The sequence below is a fragment of the Streptococcus infantis genome, assembly GCF_047463615.1.
GTDB lineage: Bacteria > Bacillota > Bacilli > Lactobacillales > Streptococcaceae > Streptococcus > Streptococcus infantis_X.
Genome location: NZ_JASHDO010000008.1, coordinates 60,035 through 83,888, shown reverse-complemented (window position 1 = coordinate 83,888; position 23,854 = coordinate 60,035). Strand labels below are relative to the sequence as shown.

General features: G+C 39.6%; 22 protein-coding genes, 1 tRNA gene, 1 rRNA gene and 2 pseudogenes. 1 reads left to right on the top strand and 25 read right to left on the bottom strand.

The window, feature by feature from the left end:
* The 3 genes from QM874_RS08005 to pbp2a form a co-directional block, all read right to left on the bottom strand.
* Positions 1 to 205, bottom strand: a 16S ribosomal RNA gene (locus QM874_RS08005); the annotation flags it as partial.
* A 242-nt stretch (positions 206 to 447) separates the two neighbouring features.
* Positions 448 to 519: transfer RNA gene (locus QM874_RS08000), tRNA-Glu, on the bottom strand.
* Between the two features lie 301 nt (positions 520 to 820).
* Positions 821 to 3,046, bottom strand: a complete 2,226-nt coding sequence (gene pbp2a / locus QM874_RS07995; protein WP_414316884.1) for a penicillin-binding protein PBP2A — start codon at positions 3,044 to 3,046, stop codon at positions 821 to 823.
* Positions 3,047 to 3,134: 88 nt separating this feature from the next.
* Between pbp2a and QM874_RS07990 the strand changes: the two genes are divergently transcribed.
* Entirely contained in the window at positions 3,135 to 4,016 is an 882-nt protein-coding gene (locus tag QM874_RS07990; protein ID WP_414316883.1) for an RluA family pseudouridine synthase, read from the top strand.
* A 266-nt stretch (positions 4,017 to 4,282) separates the two neighbouring features.
* Here QM874_RS07990 and gap read toward each other — a convergent pair whose 3' ends face one another.
* The 22 genes and pseudogenes from gap to infA all read right to left on the bottom strand — a co-directional run bounded on the left by gap (position 4,283) and on the right by infA (position 23,780).
* Positions 4,283 to 5,293 (bottom strand): type I glyceraldehyde-3-phosphate dehydrogenase, encoded by a 1,011-nt coding sequence (gene gap / locus QM874_RS07985; protein ID WP_049492462.1) that lies wholly within the window; start codon positions 5,291 to 5,293, stop codon positions 4,283 to 4,285.
* Positions 5,294 to 5,447: 154 nt separating this feature from the next.
* Complete coding sequence (locus QM874_RS07980) at positions 5,448 to 6,749, bottom strand: ABC transporter permease (RefSeq protein WP_414316882.1); 1,302 nt, start codon at positions 6,747 to 6,749, stop codon at positions 5,448 to 5,450.
* The gene (locus tag QM874_RS07975; protein ID WP_414316881.1) at positions 6,718 to 7,401 is read right to left on the bottom strand and encodes an ABC transporter ATP-binding protein; all 684 of its coding nucleotides are present in this window, start codon (positions 7,399 to 7,401) and stop codon (positions 6,718 to 6,720) included. The genes QM874_RS07980 and QM874_RS07975 overlap by 32 nt, the downstream gene beginning before the upstream one ends.
* Positions 7,402 to 7,562: 161 nt before the next feature.
* The gene (locus QM874_RS07970) at positions 7,563 to 8,483 is read right to left on the bottom strand and encodes an XRE family transcriptional regulator (RefSeq protein ID WP_414316880.1); all 921 of its coding nucleotides are present in this window, start codon (positions 8,481 to 8,483) and stop codon (positions 7,563 to 7,565) included.
* A 75-nt stretch (positions 8,484 to 8,558) separates the two neighbouring features.
* Positions 8,559 to 9,471: pseudogene (locus QM874_RS07965) on the bottom strand (XRE family transcriptional regulator).
* Between the two features lie 131 nt (positions 9,472 to 9,602).
* On the bottom strand, positions 9,603 to 12,254 hold the full coding sequence (adhE, locus tag QM874_RS07960) for a bifunctional acetaldehyde-CoA/alcohol dehydrogenase (protein ID WP_060956407.1): 2,652 nt from the start codon (positions 12,252 to 12,254) through the stop codon (positions 9,603 to 9,605).
* A 300-nt stretch (positions 12,255 to 12,554) separates the two neighbouring features.
* Entirely contained in the window at positions 12,555 to 12,968 is a 414-nt protein-coding gene (locus QM874_RS07955) for an MORN repeat-containing protein (protein ID WP_060956293.1), read from the bottom strand.
* The gene (locus QM874_RS07950) at positions 12,943 to 13,398 is read right to left on the bottom strand and encodes a low molecular weight protein-tyrosine-phosphatase (protein WP_414316879.1); all 456 of its coding nucleotides are present in this window, start codon (positions 13,396 to 13,398) and stop codon (positions 12,943 to 12,945) included. Before QM874_RS07950 ends, QM874_RS07955 begins: the two co-directional genes overlap by 26 nt.
* 48 nt (positions 13,399 to 13,446) lie before the next feature.
* The gene (yajC, locus tag QM874_RS07945) at positions 13,447 to 13,767 is read right to left on the bottom strand and encodes a preprotein translocase subunit YajC (protein ID WP_075230544.1); all 321 of its coding nucleotides are present in this window, start codon (positions 13,765 to 13,767) and stop codon (positions 13,447 to 13,449) included.
* A gap of 141 nt (positions 13,768 to 13,908) precedes the next feature.
* Positions 13,909 to 15,885: a transketolase gene (gene tkt, locus QM874_RS07940; protein WP_414316878.1), complete on the bottom strand. Its 1,977-nt coding sequence runs from the start codon at positions 15,883 to 15,885 to the stop codon at positions 13,909 to 13,911.
* Positions 15,886 to 16,004: 119 nt separating this feature from the next.
* Positions 16,005 to 16,628: an HI_0552 family protein gene (locus QM874_RS07935; RefSeq protein ID WP_414316877.1), complete on the bottom strand. Its 624-nt coding sequence runs from the start codon at positions 16,626 to 16,628 to the stop codon at positions 16,005 to 16,007.
* Between the two features lie 53 nt (positions 16,629 to 16,681).
* Positions 16,682 to 17,644: an RNA-binding cell elongation regulator Jag/EloR gene (gene jag, locus QM874_RS07930; protein ID WP_414316876.1), complete on the bottom strand. Its 963-nt coding sequence runs from the start codon at positions 17,642 to 17,644 to the stop codon at positions 16,682 to 16,684.
* Positions 17,616 to 18,492 (bottom strand): annotated as a pseudogene (locus QM874_RS07925) (YidC/Oxa1 family membrane protein insertase). Before QM874_RS07925 ends, jag begins: the two are co-directional and overlap by 29 nt.
* Positions 18,467 to 18,838: a ribonuclease P protein component gene (rnpA, locus tag QM874_RS07920; protein WP_414271117.1), complete on the bottom strand. Its 372-nt coding sequence runs from the start codon at positions 18,836 to 18,838 to the stop codon at positions 18,467 to 18,469. The pseudogene QM874_RS07925 and the gene rnpA overlap by 26 nt, the downstream one beginning before the upstream one ends.
* 330 nt (positions 18,839 to 19,168) lie before the next feature.
* Positions 19,169 to 20,506, bottom strand: a complete 1,338-nt coding sequence (locus QM874_RS07915) for a PFL family protein (protein WP_414316875.1) — start codon at positions 20,504 to 20,506, stop codon at positions 19,169 to 19,171.
* Between the two features lie 8 nt (positions 20,507 to 20,514).
* Positions 20,515 to 20,781, bottom strand: coding sequence for an ACT domain-containing protein (locus QM874_RS07910; protein ID WP_414316874.1), 267 nt, complete (start codon positions 20,779 to 20,781; stop codon positions 20,515 to 20,517).
* Between the two features lie 479 nt (positions 20,782 to 21,260).
* Positions 21,261 to 21,647: a 50S ribosomal protein L17 gene (gene rplQ, locus QM874_RS07905; RefSeq protein WP_000331493.1), complete on the bottom strand. Its 387-nt coding sequence runs from the start codon at positions 21,645 to 21,647 to the stop codon at positions 21,261 to 21,263.
* A gap of 11 nt (positions 21,648 to 21,658) precedes the next feature.
* Complete coding sequence (locus QM874_RS07900) at positions 21,659 to 22,594, bottom strand: DNA-directed RNA polymerase subunit alpha (RefSeq protein WP_070458878.1); 936 nt, start codon at positions 22,592 to 22,594, stop codon at positions 21,659 to 21,661.
* 42 nt (positions 22,595 to 22,636) lie between these two features.
* Positions 22,637 to 23,020 (bottom strand): 30S ribosomal protein S11, encoded by a 384-nt coding sequence (rpsK, locus tag QM874_RS07895; RefSeq protein ID WP_001118385.1) that lies wholly within the window; start codon positions 23,018 to 23,020, stop codon positions 22,637 to 22,639.
* A gap of 17 nt (positions 23,021 to 23,037) precedes the next feature.
* Complete coding sequence (gene rpsM / locus QM874_RS07890) at positions 23,038 to 23,403, bottom strand: 30S ribosomal protein S13 (RefSeq protein WP_000090783.1); 366 nt, start codon at positions 23,401 to 23,403, stop codon at positions 23,038 to 23,040.
* 17 nt (positions 23,404 to 23,420) lie between these two features.
* Positions 23,421 to 23,537, bottom strand: a complete 117-nt coding sequence (rpmJ, locus tag QM874_RS07885; protein WP_001808836.1) for a 50S ribosomal protein L36 — start codon at positions 23,535 to 23,537, stop codon at positions 23,421 to 23,423.
* Positions 23,538 to 23,561: 24 nt separating this feature from the next.
* On the bottom strand, positions 23,562 to 23,780 hold the full coding sequence (gene infA, locus QM874_RS07880) for a translation initiation factor IF-1 (protein ID WP_001029883.1): 219 nt from the start codon (positions 23,778 to 23,780) through the stop codon (positions 23,562 to 23,564).
* Positions 23,781 to 23,854: the final 74 nt, after the last annotated feature.

The window sequence follows — 23,854 nt, the reverse complement described above, 5'->3', positions numbered from 1 at the left end:
AAGCAGATATCATGCAATATCTACTCTTATGCGGTATTAGCTATCGTTTCCAATAGTTATCCCCCGCTACCAGGCAGGTTACCTACGCGTTACTCACCCGTTCGCAACTCATCCGGAGAAGCAAGCTCCTCCTTCAGCGTTCTACTTGCATGTATTAGGCACGCCGCCAGCGTTCGTCCTGAGCCAGGATCAAACTCTCATTAAAAGTTTGAGTTCTCACTCATTTCTGTCACTGACAGATTTATTGTTTTTTCATTGTTCAGTACTACAACCTCAGTTGTAGTGCCCTGCACATTGGTTCGTCTTGTTCAGTTTTCAAAGGTCTTTGTCACTCAATCTCTCTCAAGTGACAACTATATTAGTATATCATAGCCGCTTTCGCTTGTCAACACTTTTTTGAAACTTTTTTTAATTTTTTCATCAAGTGTTCCACACCACAACATACTATAGTCCGTACGGGATTCGAACCCGTGTTACCGCCGTGAAAAGGCGGTGTCTTAACCCCTTGACCAACGGACCTGAGTTGTTATTTTCAACTCTTACTATTATACCGACTTTTTCATTCTTGTCAACACCTTTTTGTAACTTTTTTTCACCAGTCTTGGAAGACTAGCTCTAACTCCCTGAGAAGGCTCTTGCGGCCTTTGAATAGTTGTACTCTAGAAAACAGTATTTTTTCCTTTTTTCTACTATAGCGGAAAGCAAACCGAGAAAAGGTGGATAAGGCATTTCATCTCCTATCTTGTCTTTCTTAACTCTATTTATTATAGAAACTAGCAATAAAAAAGACAAGGATTTTATACCCTCATCTTTTACTAAATCAGCGGAAAAGATCTACAATAGTATCCCAAACCGTCTGAGCTTTTTCTTTAATCTTAGCATCTGAAATTGCTTTTCCTGCTTCATCAACCAAATTTTGTGCTCGTCCACGAATATCTGCTAATATATCATCCGACTGTGCACTAGTATCATTTGTTGTATGTTTACGTGTGTTTTCTGGTGCAATACCATTTAACTTATAGGCATTTTCCACTGTAAAGGTGCTACCCGGCGTATATGGTAGGATTGTTTCCGCCATACTTCTAAATATATGAGCAGCTCCATTTGAAGTAGAACCTGCTAAATAGTGATTTTCATCAGTAGTCGGAAAACCGAGCCAGTGGCTAATCACTAAATCAGGGGTATACCCAATAACCCATTGATCACTTGTATATTCTGGGTTGAAGGCCGCTTCTGTCGTTCCTGTTTTCCCAGCCATTATAAAGTCATCTGGAGACGAACTGATCCCTGTACCATTTGTAAAGGTTCCCAGCATCATACTGGTCATCTTATCGGCAACCGACTTGTCAATAACTCGTTTTTGAGTATTTTTATGACTTGCAATCACTTGACCACTGGCGTTTTCGATTCGGGTGATAAAGTGAGCCTCTGGCATTAGCCCTTCATTTGCAAATGCCGCATATGCCTGAGCCATCTGAAGCGGATTTGTTTCCACACCACCACCCAGGGCAACTCCTAGTACTCTGTCGACATTAGTCATATTGAGGCCGAATTTTTCTCCTGCCTCAAAAGCTTTATCGATACCTAGTTCTTTAACCGTTGCTACTGCAGGCAAGTTTAGAGATTCAGCCAAAGCTTGATACATCGGCACTTCTTTAGATGTCTTGATCCCCGCGTAGTTGTCTACTTTATAGTCATCATATTGCATAGTATGATTATCCAACTCTTTATTAAGAGCCCAACCAGCTTCGACTGCTGGTGTGTAGACAACTAAGGGTTTAATAGTTGAACCTGGACTTCTTTTTGACTGAGTTGCATAGTTAAAATTACGGAAACCTGTTTTATCATCACCCGCTACACGGCCTACAACTCCTCGTACGCCTCCTGTTTTAGGCTCCAAGGCGACACTGCCTGACTCAGCATGCGTTCCATCTTCGGCTGTTGGGAACAGAGATGTATTTTCATAAATGACCTGCATATTAGCCTGGTAATTCTGATCTAGCTCTGTATAAATTCGATAGCCGTTGTTAACAATTTCTTCTTCTGTTAAGTTATACTTTTCAACCGCCTCATTGACAACCGCGTCAAAATAAGACGGATATCGGTAATCTGATATTTTCCCCTCATAAGTATCCTGCAACCTAGAAGCCATATCAACACCAGCTGATGTTGCCTCAGTATCCTTATCAATAAATCCAGCTGCAACCATGTTTTGCAAAACAGTATCCCTACGATTAGTAGAATCTTCAAGCGAACTTAAAGGATTGTATAATTCCGGTCCTTTAAGCATTCCCGCTAGAGTAGCCGCTTCATCAAGAGTTAATTGTGAAGCTGAAACCCCAAAATACTTTTTACTTGCATCCTCAACACCCCAAACTCCATTACCAAAGTAGGCATTGTTCAAGTACATAGTCAGAATTTCTTTTTTACTGTATTTTTTGGTTAGTTCCAAGGCAAGGAAGAATTCTTTTGCCTTTCTCTGCACAGTCTGATCTTGAGATAAATAGGCATTTTTTGCCAACTGCTGAGTAATGGTAGAACCTCCACCCGATCTGCCTGCTGTCAATATTGCCATGAAGAAACGGGCATAGTTAATACCATCATTTTTATAAAAACTTCGATCTTCAGTTGCGATGACTGCATTTTGTAAATCTTCGCTAATATCAGCAAGCTCAACATAGGTTCCCTTTTGCCCCGATAAGGCCCCTGCCTCATTCTCCTCTCTGTCAAAGATGACAGTTCGTGTTTTTAAAGCATTTTGCAGGTCTGTAACATTTGTTGATTTAGCCAAGGCAAATAGATAGACCCCAACGAATAAACTGGCACTAAGTCCTAGGATAAGGACGATTTTCGTCAGATGGTAGCGACGCCAAAATTTGCGAATTGGTCCGACTTGTCCTGCCTTCTTTCTCTCTCCTCTAGATCGTCGCAAGTTACTCGTCGCTCTTTCTTCTTTATAAACGTCGTCATTTTTTGCTTCTGGAGTTTCAATCTCCTCTTTCTTAAACAAAGAAAGGATTTTTTCAAATAGATTATCTAATTTCATGCGTTTATTTTATCATCTTCCCCTTAGGAAGACAAGAATTTAGCTAGTTTCTCTGTCCAAATAGGTTATTTTTTGTTACAATATCTGTATGAAATTTACCTTTATTATTCCGGATTCTTTGCCTGAAATGACCGTCAAATTTTTCCTAGAGGAGCAACTACTCATTCCGAGAAAAATCCGTCATTTCCTGAGGACTAAAAAGAATGTTCTCATTAACAAAGAACAAGTTCACTGGCATCAAATCATTAAACCTGGCGATGAGTGTCAGTTAACTTTTGAATCTGATGACTATCCTAGCAAGGAAATCCCTTGGGGAGACCCAAATCTTGTCCAAGAAGTCTACCAAGACCAACATTTAATCGTTGTCAACAAGCCTGAGGGAATGAAAACTCACGGGAATCAACCTGACGAGATTGCCCTCCTCAATCACGTGACAGCTTACACAGGGCAAACCTGTTATGTGGTTCATAGACTAGACATGGAAACAAGTGGTTTAGTGCTTTTTGCTAAAAATCCCTTCATCCTCCCCATTCTCAATCGTTTATTGGAGAAAAAAGAAATCTCTCGAGAGTACTGGGCGCTAGTTGCTGGCAAGGTCGGTAGTAAAGAACTTGTTTTCCGTGATAAAATCGGTCGTGATCGTCACGATCGTAGAAAAAGAGTTGTGGATCAAAAAAATGGTCAATACGCCGAAACCCACGTGACTCGACTAAAAGAGTTTAAAAATAGAACTTCATTGGTTCGTTGTCAACTAAAAACCGGACGGACACATCAAATTCGGGTCCATCTTTCCCACCACAATCACCCCATCCTCGGCGACCCCCTCTACAATCCAAATTCAAAAACAAGTAGACTCATGCTCCACGCCTATAAACTTTCCTTCACACATCCCTTAACTCTTGAAAAATTAACTTTAAATGCCTTGTCCGACTCTTTCGAAGCACATTTAAAATCAAGGTCCATTCAATAGTATTCGGTATGAGAAGGTTTGGTTTTCTCATTCCCTAGACTTCAACAATCCAGCCGAAAACTAGATATCATCGATAGTAAAATTTAGTTTTAGTCAAGGGAGCTTTTGGGAAGTTTAAAAGCTCACAAAAAAGTTCAATCAGTTTACGCGTCAAAAATCATTTCTTATAATTATCGAGGCCGAATTTTTTTCCAGCCTCTTTTTTCTATTTCTAAGCAAATAAGAAAAAGCAAGACCAGTTGGCCTTGCTTTTATCAACTCAAGAATTATTTAGCGATTTTAGCGAAGTATTCAAGAGTACGTACAAGTTGTGCAGTGTATGACATTTCGTTGTCGTACCATGAAACAACTTTAACCAATTGTTTACCGTCAACGTCAAGAACTTTAGTTTGAGTTGCGTCAAACAATGATCCGTAAGACATACCTACGATATCTGAAGATACGATTGGATCTTCTGTGTAACCGTATGATTCGTTTGAAGCTGCTTTCATAGCTGCGTTCACTTCATCAACAGTAACGTTCTTTTCAAGAACAGCAACCAATTCAGTAACTGATCCAGTTGGAGTTGGAACGCGTTGTGCAGATCCGTCAAGTTTACCGTTCAATTCTGGGATTACAAGACCGATAGCTTTAGCAGCACCAGTTGAGTTAGGAACGATGTTTGCTGCACCAGCGCGAGCACGACGAAGGTCACCACCACGGTGTGGTCCGTCAAGGATCATTTGGTCACCAGTGTAAGCGTGGATAGTAGTCATCAATCCTTCTACAACACCAAAGTTGTCTTGAAGAGCTTTAGCCATTGGAGCCAAGCAGTTTGTAGTACATGAAGCACCTGAGATAACTGTTTCAGTACCATCAAGAACATCGTGGTTAGTGTTGAATACAACTGTTTTAACGTCGTTTCCACCAGGAGCAGTAATAACAACTTTCTTAGCTCCACCTGGGTGCAAGTGTTTTTCAGCAGCTGCTTTCTTAGCAAAGAAACCAGTAGCTTCAAGAACGATTTCTACACCGTCGTTAGCCCAGTCGATTTGTTCTGGATCACGTTCAGCAGAAACACGGATGAATTTACCGTTAACTTCAAATCCACCTTCTCTAACTTCCACAGTTCCGTCGAAACGACCTTGAGTTGTGTCATATTTCAACAAGTGTGCAAGCATAACTGGATCTGTAAGGTCGTTGATGCGAGTAACTTCAACACCTTCTACGTTTTGGATACGGCGGAAAGCAAGACGACCGATACGTCCGAAACCGTTAATACCAACTTTAACTACCATTAGTGATTTCCTCCTTATGAAAATCATGAAAATTTTATTGTGAAAAGAGTAACTTGAATCACTACAAATCACCTTTCAACAAACCTATTATATAACTATTTGAGTTTAATTGCAAGCGCTGGCCTTGATTTTCTATGCTAGTTTCTTTTTGCACTTATTCATAGCGTAAAGATTCTACCGGATCCATTTTACTAATCTTACGGGCTGGAAAGTAGGCTGAAATATAAGCAAGTAGTACTGCAAAAACTAGAGTACTAAAAATAGAAAGGACGTTTAATTCAAAAACTTTAGAAATAGACGGGTAGAAATGATTCACAGCTACATTCGCCAAACTTCCAATCCCTTGTGCAATCAAAAATGCCATAAACAAAGCAATCCCTACAATCCAAATAGCTTCGTAGATAAAAATACCTTTCACATCATTATTTTGATAACCAACTGCCTTCATAACACCTATTTCCTTAGAACGTTGCATGATATTGATGTAGATAATAATACCTATCATAACAGCGGATACCAAAATAGCTTGAGAAGAAAGTACTATCAAGAGTCCCTGAATAACACGAATAAAGGTAATCACAATATCAAGAACTGCCTGTTGAGAAAGAACTGTATACTTCTTGTTTTTCTGCAATTCTTCTGTTACTGCTTTTGTCTGAGATGGATCTTTGAGTTCCAAAATGAAATAAGATACAGTCTTTGTAAATCCAGCCTCTTTCAAAATAGATTCCATTTGATAGGCTGACATAAAACTGTTACTGTCCTCCATGTCATCTTCATCATTGATCACACGTACAATCTGAGTTTGAAATTGAGAAGTCTTGCTACCTTCAGCACCATTTTCTACAATGCTTGCCAATACTGTTTTGCCTATAACATCACTAGCCGTCAGATTTTTTCCTGTTTGTTCATTCCAATTTTTCAGTAGACTCATCGGAATCGTCAATCCCTGCTCTTTCGCATCAGTGTAAATAGAGCCCGCTAATACTTTGTTTTCCTCGTTACTACTAACAGAAATACTTGTATCCTCATATAAACTCACAACCTGAGCATAAGAAGGCATGGTTTGACTAAAGTCTACTTCTTGTCCGTCTATGCTAATCTTTGACATGCTCATGCTAAAAGGACTTTCTAAATATTTAATAGACTCTTTTCCGACTGTATCCGTGATGTAGTTTTTATCATCTTGGTTCAAAAAACCTCTTCCAGCAGCACTGGAATTCAGTGCAATCTGAACTTGGGAAGGGAGCTTCCCTCCGTTTGTATTTTCATCAATCATAGAAATCAGAGCATTTCCCAGACCAAAAGAAATCAGTACGCCTACAAAACCGATTGAAGTTGCTACCGCAATCAACAAATTACGCCACTTTCTTTCCATAAAGTTACTTAAAGAAAGTTTGAATTTATTTTTAAAGGATAATCCTTTATTTTTTGACTTCTTCAACGACTTCACCATCCTTCATTTTGATAATTACATCTGCATATTCAGCTACTTCTGGGTTATGAGTCACAATCAGTACTGTTTTCCCAGATTTGGCCAAACTTTTAAATACTTCTAATACAATTTCTTGGGATTGAGAATCCAGTGACCCTGTTGGCTCATCAGCTACAATCATATCCGGCTGATTGACCAGAGCACGCGCAATCGCTACACGTTGCTTTTGACCTCCAGAAAGTTGCTTGACATTCTTAGCCATAAAAGGTTCCATTCCTAAACTGACTAGTTGCTCTTGAGCTATTCTTGTCATTTCTTTATCGGATAAATCTTTGACATAGAGAGGCAACTTGACATTGTCCAAAACTGACTGGTGGGGAATAAGATTGAAGTTTTGAAAGACAAATCCAATATTATCTTTGCGAAATTGAGTTAGTTCAGTCTCTGATAGCTCACGGAGTGAGGCTCCTTTAAATTCTAAAACTCCCTCGTACTCCCTATCTAAACCGCTGATGATATTGAGTAGACTGGTTTTGCCACAGCCTGACGGACCATAAATCGCAGTAATTTTCCCTTCTTCAATCTGCAGGTTAATATTTCTTAGAGCCTGCTCTTTATGCTTGCCATCCAAGGCGTAAAATTTTGAAATATTTTTAATGGATAAAATGGACATGGCATCTCCTTTAATCACTTGTGATATCGTATAACGATACAAACTATATTTATCAATCAGATTCAAAAGGAATCAAAGAATTCCTTTCTCTTTTTTACGAATTTATTGTAACAAAAAAGTGACATTTCCCCAATGACAGAAATGTCACTCCTATAAACCCTTCAACGATATCTTTCTAGGTCCTCGGCCCATTCATTATCTAAACTAACGATTAACTGCTCATTGCCAAACATTCTCGCCATCATTTTTGCTTCTTCATACTTTTGTTTGGCTGAATCATAATCTGTCTGAATATAATATTTCCACTCCACCATCAAGACAATCGGTTGTTTTTGAAAATCTCGTGTTTTTTCAGCAATCCAATTAAGTTTTTCCACTGCCAACTTAAATAATTCTAAATCGTTAAGCAATTCACAACTACCTAATCCTGCAAACAACACATCTCGAACTAGAAATAAGTCTTCAGTATGAATTTTTTCTACTCTATCACAAACTTTTTGAAACATTGATTGAAGTTGTATCTGCTTACTAATAGCTAACTGTCCTATTTTTATATACTCTAAATAACTACATAAAAAATACAATCGAATTTTTAAAAAATCTGAAAACGAAAACTCGCTTCGATTACAAAGTTCGTCCAAAAAATCATCTACAAGCGCCAGTCCATACTGTTCATTATCAGTCGCTCTCACTTCTTCTATGGCTTGAAGACAATCCACTACCACCTTCTCATCAGATGATAAACCATCATAAAAACACTCAAAAATTTCATCAAAGTATTCTTCCTTTTGTTCCTGCAACTCTTTGTCTCCGTAGTCAGGATGATGCAGAAGAAAGTACTTTAAGTCTTGGTAACGTTTAGGCAATTCCTTGTAATCTGGCATCAAAATATAAGATGGAATATCTAGCCTATCCGCTATATATTCAAGTGTTTTTAAAGTAGGACGAAATTCTCCTTTTTCGATGCGCACCAACTGACGCACTGATAGTTCGGACTCATCCCCACAAAACACTGGACGACTTAGTCCTTTCCCCTCTCTAAGGAGTCTTAACTTTTCCCCTAACTCATTTGGCTTGCTCATTTGCCCCTCGCATGATTATAAAAACTTTGACACTTAAACAAACTGTATAACAGAAATGTCACTCCTATAAACCCTTTAACGATATCTTTCTAGGTCCTCGGCCCCATTCATTATCTAAACTAACGATTAACTTCTCATTGCCAAACATTCTCGCCATCATTTTTGCTTCTTCATACTTTTGTTTGGCTGTATCATAATCTGTCTGAATATAATATTTCCACTCAAGCATCAAGACAATCGGTTGTTTTTGAAAATCTCGTGTTTTTTGCCCTATTTTATTTAACGTTTCAACTGCCCTCTTAAAATAATGAAACAGCCCCATAATCTCTATACAAGTTAAAGAAGCTAGTAAGGAATCTCTAAGTAAGTCTAAACAATCGAACTCTATCTTATCAATCTGCGAACTTAGTTTCTCATGAAAATAAAGAATATTCTCATACTCAGATTCTTTTATTTCACCCGCTTTCAAACCATCCATTAAGTTACATGCAAAATACAACCTCAGTCTTAATAGATCCTCCGCTTTATATACATCTCTGGATAGTAAGTCCTGCAGGCCATTTTCAAGCACACTTTCACCATACAAGGAATTACTAGTTGCTCTCACTGTATCTATGGCTTGTAGACAATCCACTAGCACTTTCTCATCACGTGGCAAATCATCATAAAAACACTCAAAAATCTCATCAAAATATTCTTCCTTTTGTTCCTGCAACTCTTTGTCTCCATAGTCAGGATGATGAAGAAGAAAGTATTTTAATTCTTGGTAACGCTTCGGTAATTCCTTATAGTCTGGCATCAAGACATAGGAGGGAATGTCTAACCTATCTGCAATATATTCCAGTGTTTTTATAGTAGGACGAAATTCTCCTTTTTCAATGCGCACCAACTGACGGACTGATAACTCAGACTCATCTCCACAAAAAACTGGACGACTTAGTCCTTTCCCCTCTCTAAGAAGCCTTACCTTTTCCCCTAGCTCATTCATCTCTTACATTTCTCCCTCACACGATTATAAAAGATTTGATTTTCAAATAAATATATGCGATTATTATACCATTTTACAAAAAGAATTACAAAAAAGAGACAGGATTCCTCCTGCCTCTGGCTGATAATCAATTATTTGCGACGTCCTGGTCTTTCTTTGTAACCATAGTATGCATCTTCGATGATTTCTTGCATATGGTCAACCATTGGAAGACGTGGATTTGCAGGTGAACATTGGTCTTCATAAGCAAGGAAGGCCAATTCACGTGAATGTTCTTTCCATTCTTTTTCGTCAACACCTTGTGCTTTGAAGTTCATTTCGATACCTACGCGCTCACCGAGTTCGTAAACAGCTTTTGCGAAAGATTCAACCCCTTCTTCTGGTGTAGAAGCTGGAAGTCCAAGCATACGAGCGATATCTTGATATTTCTCGTCTGCACGGTAGTAGTTGTACTTAGGCCATGTAGCTGTCTTAGCTGGGCGAGTACCGTTGTAACGGATAACGTATGGAAGCAAGATTGCATTTGTACGTCCGTGAACTGTGTGGAATTGCGCACCAATCTTGTGAGCCATTGAGTGAGAAATACCTAGGAAGGCATTCGCAAAGGCCATACCAGCGATTGTTGAAGCGTTATGCATTTTCTCACGTGAGTGGAAGTCTGCATTCTTAACTGAGCTTTCAAGGTTTTCGAATACAAGTTTGATTGCTTGAAGAGCAAGTCCATCAGTATAGTCGCTAGCCATTTGTGATACGTAAGCTTCAGTTGCGTGAGTCAATACGTCCATACCAGTATCAGCGGCTACAAATCCAGGAACTGTCAATACCAAAGCAGGGTCTACGATTGCCACAGTTGGTGTCAATGAGTAGTCAGCGATTGGGTATTTACGGTTGTTTGCTTTATCAGAGATAACGGCAAATGGTGTTACTTCAGATCCTGTACCAGATGTAGTTGGGATAGCGATGAATTTAGTCTTCTTACCAAGCAATGGGAATTTGAAGGCACGTTTACGGATATCCATGAATTTTTGAACAAGGTCACGGAAGTCCACTTCTGGTTGCTCGTAGAAGAGCCACATTACTTTAGCAGCATCCATTGGTGATCCACCACCAAGAGCGATGATTGTATCTGGTTTGAAGGCACGCATAATCTCAGTACCACGTTCAACTGTAGTGATATCTGGATCTGGTTCTACATCAGCAAAGATTTGGTAAACAACCTTATTGCGACGAAGGTCAAGTTGTTCGATGATACGATCAAGGAAGCCAAGCTCTACCATAGCGTGGTCAGTAACGATCATGACACGCTCAACGTCACGACATTTTTGAAGGTATTGAATTGAATCACGTTCAAAGTATGTTTTTGAAGGAAGTTTCATCCATTGCATGTTATTTCTCCGTCTTCCGACTTTTTTGATGTTCAAGAGGTTAATGGCGCTAACGTTATCCCCAACTGAGTTACGTCCGTAAGAACCACATCCGAGTGTCAATGATGGCAAGAAGGCATTGTAAACGTCCCCGATACCACCGAAAGTAGAAGGTGAGTTACAGATAACACGAATAGCTTTAACAGCTTTACCAAATTCTTTAGTCAATTCTTCATCGGCAGTATGGATGGCTGCTGAGTGCCCAAGACCGTTAAATTCAACCATTTGACGAGCTTTGGCAATACCATCTTCACGGCTTTCAGATTTCAAAACTGCGATAACTGGTGACAATTTTTCACGAGTCAATGGCTCGTTTTCACCAACTTCTTTACATTCTGCAGCAAGAATGTTTGTTCCTTCTGGAACAGTAAATCCTGCTTGTTCTGCAATCCAAGTTGCTGGTTTACCAACGATGTCAGCGTTCAATTTTGCACCAGCACAGTTTTTGCTGTTTGCTTTCACGCCGAAGCAGAACTCTTCAAGAAGAGCTTTTTCTTTTTTGTTTACAAAGTAAGTGTGATAAGATTTGAACTCTGCTACAAATTCATCGTAAATTTCTTTATCAATGATAACCGCTTGTTCAGATGCACAGACCATACCGTTGTCAAATGATTTAGACATTACAATATCGTGAGCAGCTTGGCGGATGTTAGCTGATTTTTCAACATAAGCTGGAACGTTACCGGCACCTACCCCAAGAGCTGGTTTACCACATGAGTATGCGGCTTTAACCATGGCATTACCACCTGTTGCAAGGATTGTTGCAATACCTTCGTGGTTCATAAGCGCACTAGTTGCTTCCATAGATGGTTCAGTAATCCACTGTACACAGTTTTCAGGAGCTCCTGCTTTAATCGCTGCATCACGAACGATTTGAGCTGCGTGAGCTGATGATTCTTGAGCTGATGGGTGGAATGCAAAGACAATAGGATTACGAGTCTTCAATGAAATCAACGCTTTAAAGATTGCTGTTGAAGTTGGGTTAGTTGTTGGAGTAATACCACAAACAACACCAACCGGTTCAGCGATAAGAGTCAATCCTGTTACATCATCTTCTTCGATAACACCAACTGTTTTAGTGTGGCGCATGTTGTTTACTACGTGCTCACAAGCAAATAGGTTTTTAGTTGCTTTATCTTCAAATACTCCACGTCCTGTTTCTTCAAAGGCATGTAAAGCCAATTCTCCGTGAGCATCAAGTGCTGCAACTGAAGCTTTTGCTACGATATAATCGACTTGATCTTGGTCAAGTTTACGCATTTCTTCAAGGGCAACTAAAGCTTTTTGCACCAAACCATCGACATGCTTTTCAGCAGCGAGTTTCTTTTCTTCTGGTGTTACAGTTTTTTTATCAGCCATATTTTCCTCCATAGCTTTCAAGGATTGCGAGTCCTTTGTTAATTTTTTCACAAGTTTATTATAACTCTTTTTTAAACGTTTGTAAACAGTTTCATAGACATTTCACAAACTTTTTTTATTTGTTTGTGAAAATGATGTCAAACACCCTTTTGCAGATGCTTTTGAGCCACTAGTTTGTGAATATTTTTAAAAAAGTTTTATTTTTCACAAACTTAATTGTAAAGAGGGGATGGAAATACCTTTTGTTTCCATGTAAGCGTTTTCTTATACTCTAAAAGAAGACCTCCTTCTAGGAGGAGGTTACTGTGCTTGTTGGAACAAACCTTGCTTGAAGTCTCCCTCATAAACTACTTCTTGTTCAGTAGTCAATTTTCCTTTTCCCTCAGCTTGGCCATTTACAAAATCACCCTCATATACCCAGCCTGCTTTGGCTTGGTAGGTGCCTTTACCATTGAAGGCTCCATTACTGAATTCTCCAGTATAGCTATCACCATTTGCAAAGGTAACAGTTCCCTGACCATTCATCTTACCACGAACTAGGCTTCCATCGTAAACAATGGTATCCCCATCCAGTTTGAGAACTCCTTGCTTGGGAAGATTTGTCAGGAATACTAAACCTGCGCAAACAACAATGACGATTACTGTCGCAATTTCTAGTCTAGAGCGTGTCAAATAGACACTGTATTTTTCATAGAGTTTCTTTATATTTTCCATTTTCACTCTCATTTTCTAAGCGACTTAACCAAGCTCGACAACCAGTTGAAATCCGATCGTAAGTTTCTTCAAAATCACCTGTATACCATGGGTCTGGAACGCTTTCAGATGCAAACGCTTGGATCTTATCTTGTTGATCTTGCGGGCACATCTGATATAAGTCAGCAAGGTTAGACTCATCCATCCCAATGATATAGTCAAAATACTCAAAGTCATTTTTAGAAATTTGTTGGGAAGTTTTCGAAGTATCATAAGGAACGCCATAGCTTCGAAAGATTTCTTGTGTTCCTTTGTGAATCGGATTGCCATGTTCCCAGGAAGAAGTCGCTCGGCTTTGAACCTCATACTTATCAGTCAAGGATTTCATCACAAATTCCGCCATAGGACTGCGACAAATATTACCAAGACAGACAAAGGCAATTTTTTTCATTACTCTTCCTCTCACTTATAGAAAAACGGGAATGAGATCCACCCCGTTTTATTCTTCAATAGCACTGCCGTCTTCAATAACAGCTCCTTCAGGTGTCACAGCTTCTTTGACTGGCAAAACAGTTCGAATTGCTGCTAGTTCGAAGGTTAGGTATACGCCATCAACATCAAGAACAATTGTTCTATTTTCTGTGTCTACTTCATCGACTGTACCGTAGAGACCACCGATAGTGATTACTTCGTAGCCTTTTTGAAGCTTATTGAGGCTCTCCATACGTTTTTCCGCTTGTTTCTTTTGAGAACGTTGCATGAAGAACATCAAGCCCAACATCAAGACAAGCATAATCAAAAATGTTAAATTCCCACCCATTATTTTTACTCCTTTGTAATTCAGATAAAACTACTATAACAAATTTTAAGTGTTTTTACAAGATTAGGCCATGCTTTTATATCAAGAAAGAGGCTGGGACAAAAATTCCCAACCTCGATTTTTTAGCAATATGCCTCTAGATTATTTCAAGTTATTCACAAGTTCTACAAGATTTTCAACTGTAAAGCCAAACTCTGCTAAAACTTTTGGTGCTGGGGCAGAAGCTCCAAAGGTATCAATACCAAGAACTGCTCCATCAAGACCAACGTATTTGTACCAGTTTTGAGTTGCTCCCATTTCGACTGCTACACGGCGACGAACTGCATTTGGTAAGATTTCTTCTTTATAGGCTGCATCTTGTGCGTCAAAAACATCTGTAGATGGCATGCTGACCACGCGCACCTTGTCACCTTGGCTTGCCAATTCTTTAGCGGCTGCAACAGCGAGATTAACCTCTGAACCAGTCGCAATCAAGATAGTGTCGAAGTCTGCTGCATTTTCATAAACGACATAAGCACCTTTCGCAACCTTGTCAAAGTCTGTTTCTTCCTCAACAGTCAAGTTTTGACGAGTCAAGACAAGAACAGTCGGAGTTTTCTCGCTTTTGACTGCTTGATACCAAGCTGCTTGTGTTTCACGTGCATCAGCAGGACGGAAGACATTAAGGTTTGGCATAGCACGAAGGCCAGCCAAGTGTTCAATCGGTTCATGAGTTGGTCCATCTTCACCAACTGCGATTGAATCGTGTGTGAAGACATAAGTCACTGGAAGACCTTGTAAAGCCGACAATCGAACCGCTGCCTTAAGGTAGTCTGAGAATACGAAGAATGTCCCTCCGTAAACACGAAGTCCACCGTGAAGAGCCATTCCGTTCAAGACTGTACCCATTGCAAATTCACGAACACCAAATTGGATGTTACGATTCAAACGATTTGCATCATCTTGAAGTCCATCAGTTTTGATGTAAGTCATATTTGAATGAGCGAGGTCTGCTGATCCACCAAGGAAGGTTGGCAATTTAGCAGCCACAACATTCAAGGCATCTTGGCTTGAGTTACGTGTCGCTTGAGAGAAACCATTTTCTAAAGCTGGGAAGTCTTCTGGAGTCAACTCAACTGGATCGCGTCCTTCGATGATAGCTTCCACTTCTGCAGCCAGTTCTGGGTGAGCTTCTTTATAATCTGCAACTAATTTAGTCCATGCTTCATATGCTAATGCACCACGGTCTGCAACATTTTCTTTGAAATCAGCATAAACTTGTTCTGGGATTTCAAATGGTTCGTAGTCCCAACCAAGGGCTTGGCGAGTTGCTGCAGTTTCATCCGCTCCAAGAGGAGCACCGTGTACAGCGTTAGTCCCTTGTTTGTTTGGAGAACCATAACCAATAACAGTTTTCACTTCGATCAAAGATGGTTTTCCTGAAGCCTTAGCTTCTTCAATAGCAGCATGAATAGCTTCTAAGTCTGTTCCATCTTCTACCAAGGCTGTATGCCAACCGTAGGCATTGTAACGATCGCGAACACTCTCTGTGAAGGAATCTTTTGTCTCACCATCCAAGTTGATATCATTTGAATCATAAAGAACAACCAACTTGTCTAGCTTTTGCAAGCCTGCATAAGAAGCGGCTTCGCTTGAAACACCTTCCATCAAGTCACCATCACCACAGATAACGTAAGTGTAGTGGTCAAAGATGTTATAACCTTCACGATTGTACTTAGCTGCAAGGAAACGTTCTGCTTGAGCAAAACCAGTCGCAGTTGCAATCCCTTGTCCTAGAGGACCTGTTGTGGCATCAACTCCCGCTGTATGCCCAAACTCTGGGTGACCTGGTGTTTTAGAACCCCATTGACGGAAGTTCTTCACTTCATCCATGCTCACATCTTCAAAACCAGAAAGATGAAGAAGGGCATAAAGGAGCATTGAACCATGACCTGCTGAAAGAATAAAACGGTCGCGGTTAATCCAGTTTGGTTGAGCTGGATTGATACGAAGTTCTTTAGTGAATAGGCTGTAGGCCATCGGTGCAGCTCCCATAACCACCCCTGGGTGACCTGAGTTGGCTTTATTGATAGCGTCAATACCTAGAAAACGAATCGCATTAACAGATAGATTTGACATAGAATTTCCTTTCTCTTTGAGGTGATAGGTCTATCACATATTCCATTTCTACTATTATATGAAAAAATACTTAGAATAGCAATCAAACAATTTACTATAAAATGACTCAGCCGATTAGGCTAATTTCTAGTTGCTTGATAGTAAGGTAATAGTTTTTCAAAAGCTTTGTCTAATTCATCTAAAAACTTGTCTAGAATTTGTTCGTCTGTCACTGGAACATCTACCTTAACTAAAACCTTTCGGACTTCCTGATGGGATAGTTTTTCTCTTAAAATTTGGCGATTTTCCTCAGTAGCCTCCATCCTTTGACTTTCTCCATCTGAGTAGACTAGATAGTAAATCCCTTCTACCACTGGAACTTCTAAGACCTTGGCTTGTTTGTCTAATGTTCGCTCATCCTTCTTACGTTCAATAAAACTCACTTCTAGTGAAACTCCAAAATCAGAAGGGCTTCCATACAAACGAAGGGCCAACATAGGCTCCGCCACTTCCCCTTCACGCTGTAAATAAGCCCAGAAATGTGGTCGCAAACGTTGGGCTTGATTCATCCACTGACTCGTTCCTTGCAGTATCCATTCTGGATGCCTTGCTTGAAAAGCCTTGGCCAGTTCTGTAAAAGCCTTTCTAGCTTCCTGTCCCTTACTCCTCAAATAAAGCATTTTCTCAGCATCTTGCCCTGCCTTCTCTGGTTTTTGATACTGTAAGTCAGAGAAAGCTAGATAGTCTCTCATTGTATTCAACATAGGATTAACCTCCCTTAGCTAGCAAAAAATCAGGGAAGCCCTGATTTTCTATTTTATTCTGTATCAACGACAACGTAACGATTTGGCTCATCACCTTCTGAATAACTAGTGACACCTTCCATACGTGAAATGATACGATGGATAATTTTACGTTCGCTACTAGACATTGGATCAGTCACCTGACTACGTCCCTCTTCTAAGACACGTGTAGCTAATTTTTGTGCATAGCTCTGCAAAACTTCCGCACGGTGCTCTACATAGTCATTAACATTGATGGTAATATAGAAGGTTCTTGAATAGCGATTATAGAGATAATTCTGTGCTAAAAGTTGGAGAGATTTCAAGACCTTCCCGTGGTAACCGATAATACGACCTGGTTCATTAGTATCGATTTGCATATTAATAGAACGGCGATTTGAAGTGCTTGAGATTGCTCCCTCAACATCCATATCATCAATAATACCTTGAACATAGCTGGTCACTTCTTCAACAACCTGGTCAATATCGTAGGTCGGCTCAATCTTCAAACCTAGATTTTCTAAATCATCATTCTGTTCTTGTTCTACTACTTCCTGCTCTTTAGGCTCTTCTGGAAGCAAATCTTTTAGAATAGCAATATGACCTGTCTCTTGGAGAATCGTGCTCGCTTCTTTTTCATTTTTCAGAATTTCAGCCTTAACCTCATCAGAGATGCCTTGCCCTTCTTCCTCGATTTTCTTAATGGCTTCAACAACATGCCCTAAGTCTACGGTTGCTTCACTAACAGTCTTAACTGGTTCGTTCTTGGCATTAACTTCCTTAGGAACCCCCTTGACTGCTTGCTGATTCGCCTTAACGACAGTTGTCTCACTAATAGCTTCGATATCCACTTGCGCTGGTTTCTTCCCAAAAAGGCCAAAGAATCCTTTTTTCTCCCTTGATACGACCTTAATATGCGCCTTCATTCTAGGAATTCCCATTTCATTCAATCCCGTCTGGATCGCTTCTTCAACCGTTGAACCTGTAAATAATACCATTACAAGATTCCTCCTTACTTTTACTTTTTCTTTTTCTGTGCTTTCTTCAGAGCTTTTCTCTTCTTACCTTCTAAATCCTTCTGAGCCTGTACTCCCGCCTCACGCTCTGCAATAATCTTAAATGGATTGTTGAGCAGATAGGTTTGTAGCACCTGATAAGCATTGGATACCGCCCAATATAAGGCAACCCCACTTGGTGAATACATGGCAAAGAAGAAAATCATGACTGGCATTGCATACATCATTCCTGTCATGGCGCCATTTTTCTCAACCATGGCCTTATTGGATAACCAAGTGCTAAGGAAAGTAAAGATAGCTGCCAAAATTGGCAAAACAAAAGTCGTATCTACACCACCAAGGTTAATCCATAAGAAATGACCTGTTTTTAGAAATTCTACTCTACTCAAAGCTTGGAACAAGGCCAACAAGACTGGCATCTGGATTAAGATTGGCCACAGAGAAGCTGACTGTTTGACGCCATGCTGCTTAAACAACTGACGCATTTCTTGGTCTAACTTGGTACGACTCTCCATATCACGTCCCTGATAACGTTCTCGCAACTCCCTAACCAGTGGTTGTACTTCTTGCATCTTTCTAGATGCCACCATTTGTATTTGAAAAACTGGTAGAAGAATCGTTCTAATCAGAAGGGTAAATAATATAATCCCCAGACCAATACTTGTATCAAATGATAAAAAGCGAATGGTTTCAGCAAAAAAATAAACAAATTTACTCCAAAAATCTGTTGATTCCGCTGTAATCTCACTCGGCGTACCACTAGCTGTGCAGGCGCTCATCACAAACAAAGCAAGCACCATGAAGCTAGTCAACTGTAATTTCTTTTTCACTCCCATTTCCTTCCTGGTAAATCTTTGATAACTTTAATACGTGAAGTAGATTTTTTTCCATTTCCGCGTAGTCCAAGATTTCAACACCTTTTCGAGCAATCACAACAAAATCTACGTTTTCAACCAGCTGATTTTTATGTTCAATCAGAATATGTCGAATTCTTCTTTTGATCTGATTTCTCATGACAGCGTTTCCCAATTTTTTGCTGACAGACAGACCAACTCGAAAATGCTGTTCATTATTTTCTAATCGATAAATAACAAATTTACGATTAGCAAAACTCTTCCCTTCTTTAAATATTGCATTAAAATCTTTCTCTTTTTTTACACGAAAGCGTTTTTTCAAAATTCAACTCCATCTATTAAAACTACTACTATTATACCATAATTTTTCAAAAAGCCAATCATAGCAAGGTTTTAGCCCATGTTTACCTAATGAAAAGACTTATTTTCACTCTAAAATCATCATCTTTTTTCAAAAATTTCTCAAATTTTGGCATACAAGTCTGCTTATTTCTGATCAGAAAAAACAAAAGTCACCCTTTGGAGTGACTTTTGTAGGAGATTATTATGAAAAAGTTAGGATTTCTATTAAATAAAGTTAGGAGGTCTTTATTTAATGATTATAGTATACCTGTCTATCCTTAAACTCAACTTAAACAGATTCCACTTCGCTTTAATTTTTAAAACTATGGATCGGAGCTGGGATTTGCCCTCCACGTGCAATGAAGTCAACAGACGAGGCACCGTTAACTTTCATGACTGGAGCTGTTCCTAAAAGCCCACCAAACTCAATCATATCGCCTTCTTTTCCTTTTGGAATAATACGTACAGCTGTTGTTTTCATATTGATGACCCCGATAGCAGCTTCATCAGCAATCATTGCCGCAATCGTTTCTGCAGGTGTATCCTCAGGAATGGCAATCATATCCAAACCAACTGAACAGATAGCCGTCATAGCTTCTAGTTTTTCCAAATTAAGGGAGCCATTTTGCACAGCAGCAATCATCCCCTCGTCCTCAGAAACTGGGATAAAAGCACCTGATAAACCACCAACTTGGTTGCAGGCCATAACCCCGCCCTTCTTAACTTGGTCGTTCAAAAGAGCCAAGGCAGCAGTCGTTCCATGGGTCCCAACTGTTTCTAGTCCCATTTCTTCAAGAACACGAGCTACAGAATCACCTACTGCAGGAGTGGGAGCCAAACTCAGATCGACAATTCCAAAATCAACTCCCAGACGCTCACTAGCCATTTGACCGACTAATTGCCCAATACGGGTAATCTTAAAAGCTGTCTTTTTAACAGTTTCTGCTACAACATCAAAGCTCTGATCACGAACTTTTTCTAAGGCACGTTTGACAACACCCGGTCCTGAAACACCAACATTAATGATAACATCTGCTTCACCTACCCCATGGAAGGCGCCTGCCATAAAAGGATTGTCCTCTACCGCGTTGGCAAATACAACTAATTTAGCAGCACCCATATCAGATAGAGAAGCTGTTTCCTTGATAATGCGTCCCATATCCGCTACTGCAGTCATATTGATACCCGATTTGGTAGAACCGATATTTACAGATGAACAAACCTTATCTGTTTCTGCTAAGGCACGAGGAATGGAATTGATGAGAATCTCATCACCTTTTTGGTAACCTTTTTGTACCAAGGCAGAAAATCCACCAATAAAATCAACACCAATCTCCTTAGCAGCTCTGTCCAAAGCTTTGGCTAATGGGACATAGTCCCTTGCATCTGTCGCTGCCCCAATCAGAGAAATAGGAGTTACGGACACACGTTTATTTACGATGGGAATACCCAACTCCGCAGCGATTTCATCACCAACCGCAACTAGATTAGCTGCTTTTCTAGTAATCTTCTCATATATTTTATCTGCAGCACGATGAATATCAGGATCAATACAGTCTAAGAGAGAGATGCCCATAGTGATTGTCCGAATATCAAAATTCTGCTCCTCAATCATAGCGATTGTTTCGGTAACTTGTCTAATATCCATGACCCCTCCTAGATATTGTACATAGCATCAAAAATAGCTGCACTCTGAATATTAATTTTAACATTCAAAGACTGTCCAAAGGTTTCAAACTCATTTCTTAGATAAGTGAAATCTTGTTTTTCATCACTGCTGACAACCGCCATCATTGTAAAAAATTCATCTAAAACTGTTTGTGAAATATCATCGATATTTAAGCCTAACTCTGCAATTTTTGATGCGACACCCGCAACAATACCAGACTTATCTTTACCTACAACTGTAATAATAGCCTTCATGATTAAACTCCGTTTCCAACACATTACATTATTCATTTTTCTAAAGTACAAGGGAAAGGGCAGACAAAGGATTAGTCAAGCTAGACCTAACTACCCTAGAGACAATCAACCTTTAACATGACACACTTCGAAAACCTTCTATCCGTGCTTCTCTTGATACTTTCTATTCTGAAACTAGCCTTCTAAGTTTACTCTTCAAATTTCAGTGAGTATTTTACGCATGATTTATTCACTAGCATTTCTAAAAAAATGAACATTGTTGATTTTCTTTTTCAATAGTATAGCATATTTCTTAATAAAATACTCAAAAACGCCTGCTTACGAAATTGTTCTTAAGTAAAAAACAATTTCGTAAACAAGCGTCTACCTTATCATCTTATGATGAGTGTTCCCGCTAGGACATAAGTCCTAGCGGTAGACCAGAGCTAGACTAAGAGCACAAGACTCCATCATCATAACACTCAACAAAATTGATGATTTTATACTAATTCGATGATCGCCATTGGCGCTGCATCACCACGACGTGGTTCAGTTTTAAGGATACGAGTGTATCCACCATTACGCTCAGCATAACGAGGTGCGATTTCTGAGAACAATTTTTGAAGTGCTGTAGTAGAAGTGTACTTATCAGTTGCTTCATCATAGTTTTCAGATGCGATTTCATTACGTACGAAAGCAGCTGCTTGACGACGTGCATGCAAATCACCACGTTTACCTAGAGTAATCATTTTTTCAACAGTTTTACGGATTTCTTTAGCACGAGCTTCAGTAGTCACGATTGATTCGTTGATCAAAAGGTCAGTTGTCAAATCGCGAAGCATTGCTTTGCGTTGTGAGCTAGTGCGTCCTAGTTTACGGTAAGCCATTTATTCCTCCTTTATTTATCTTTCAATCCAAGACCCAAATCAATGAGTTTGACTTTCACTTCTTCCAAACTCTTGCGTCCAAGATTTCTTACTTTCATCATCTCTGCTTCAGATTTTTCTGTCAAATCATGCACAGTATTGATACCGGCACGTTTCAAACAGTTGTATGAACGCACAGACAAATCCAGTTCCTCAATCGTACGTTCCAAGATACGGTCGTCCGATTCAGTATCAGCTTCTTTCATCACTTCTGCTGACTTAGCAATCTCTGTAAGATTTGTAAACAAATCAAGATGCTCTGTCAAGATACGTGCTGAAAGCCCTAAAGCATCTTCTGGAATAATTGTTCCATTAGTCAAGATTTCAAGGGTTAATTTGTCGAAACCATCATTGCTACCTACACGAGCAGGCTCAACTTGATAGTTGACTTTTGTAACTGGTGTATAAATAGAATCTACAGCAAGTGTTCCAACTGGTGCATTATCTTTTTTATTTTCATCAGCAGGCACATATCCACGACCACTGTTAACAGTCATTGTCGCTCTTAGAGAAGAACCTTCACCGATTGTAAAGAGATAATGATCTGGATTTACAATTTCAATGTCGCTATCTGTCAAGATATCTCCAGCTGTAATCTCAGCAGGACCTTGCACATCTAGTTCAATGATCTTTTCGTCTTTAACATAAGATTTTACTGCAATACCTTTAATGTTCAGAATGATTTGCATCACGTCTTCGCGAACACCCGGAACAGTATCAAATTCATGCAATACACCTTCGATATTGATAGATGTAACAGCAGCTCCTGGAAGAGAAGCTAGAAGTACACGACGAAGAGAGTTACCAAGTGTTGTACCGTAACCACGTTCAAGCGGTTCAATTACAAACTTGCCATAATCTTTATTTTCATCAATTTTTGTTATATTTGGTTTTTCAAACTCGATCATTTAGTTACTCCCTCTTAAACGAAAAGCAGTGTAAGGTTATGATTATACACGGCGACGTTTTGGAGGACGAGCACCATTGTGTGGCACTGGAGTCACATCACGAATTGCTGTTACTTCAAGACCAGCGGCAGCAAGAGCACGAATAGCTGACTCACGACCAGAACCTGGACCTTTAACAGTAACTTCAACTGACTTAAGACCGTGTTCTTGTGCAGATTTAGCAGCAGCTTCTGAAGCCATTTGAGCAGCAAATGGTGTAGATTTACGAGAACCTTTGAAACCAAGAGCACCAGCTGATGACCAAGCAATTGCATTACCATGCACATCAGTAATCATAACAATAGTGTTATTAAATGTAGCGTGAATATGAGCAATACCAGATTCGATATTCTTTTTCACACGACGTTTACGTGTTGGTTTAGCCAAGACTTTTACCTCCTATATTATTTTTTCTTACCAGCAATCGCAACAGCTTTACCTTTACGAGTGCGAGCGTTGTTTTTAGTGTTTTGTCCACGGACAGGAAGTCCACGACGGTGACGGATACCACGGTATGAACCGATTTCCATCAAACGTTTGATGTTCAAGTTAACTTCACGACGAAGGTCACCTTCAACTTTGATTGCATCCACTTCACGACGGATAGCATCTTCTTGATCTGGTGTAAGATCGCGAACACGTACATCTTCTGAAATTCCAGCAGCTGCCAAGATTTTCTTAGATGTTGGAAGTCCGATACCGTACACATAAGTCAATGAAATTACTACACGTTTGTCATTTGGAATGTCAACTCCAGCAATACGAGCCATGTTTTCTCCTTTCTATCTTATCCTTGACGTTGTTTGTGTTTTGGATTTGCTGGGCAAATTACCATAACACGACCATTACGACGAATTACTTTACAGTATTCGCAAATTGGTTTGACCGATGGTCTTACTTTCATTTCTTATCCCTCCAAGTTTTTCGATTATTTAAAGCGGTAAGTGATACGTCCACGTGTCAAGTCATATGGACTCATTTCGACAGTAACACGATCTCCCGCTAAAATACGAATATAGTTTTTACGAATTTTACCAGAAACTGTTGCTAAAATCTGATGTCCATTTTCAAGTTCAACCGTAAACATTGCATTCGGCATAGTATCGACTACTTTACCTTCAACTTCAATCACATCGTCTTTTGCCACGCAAAAGTACCTCCATAAATTTCGATTTGATGCCTCTAGACACAGAGACAACAATTATAAGTCAGACTAACTCA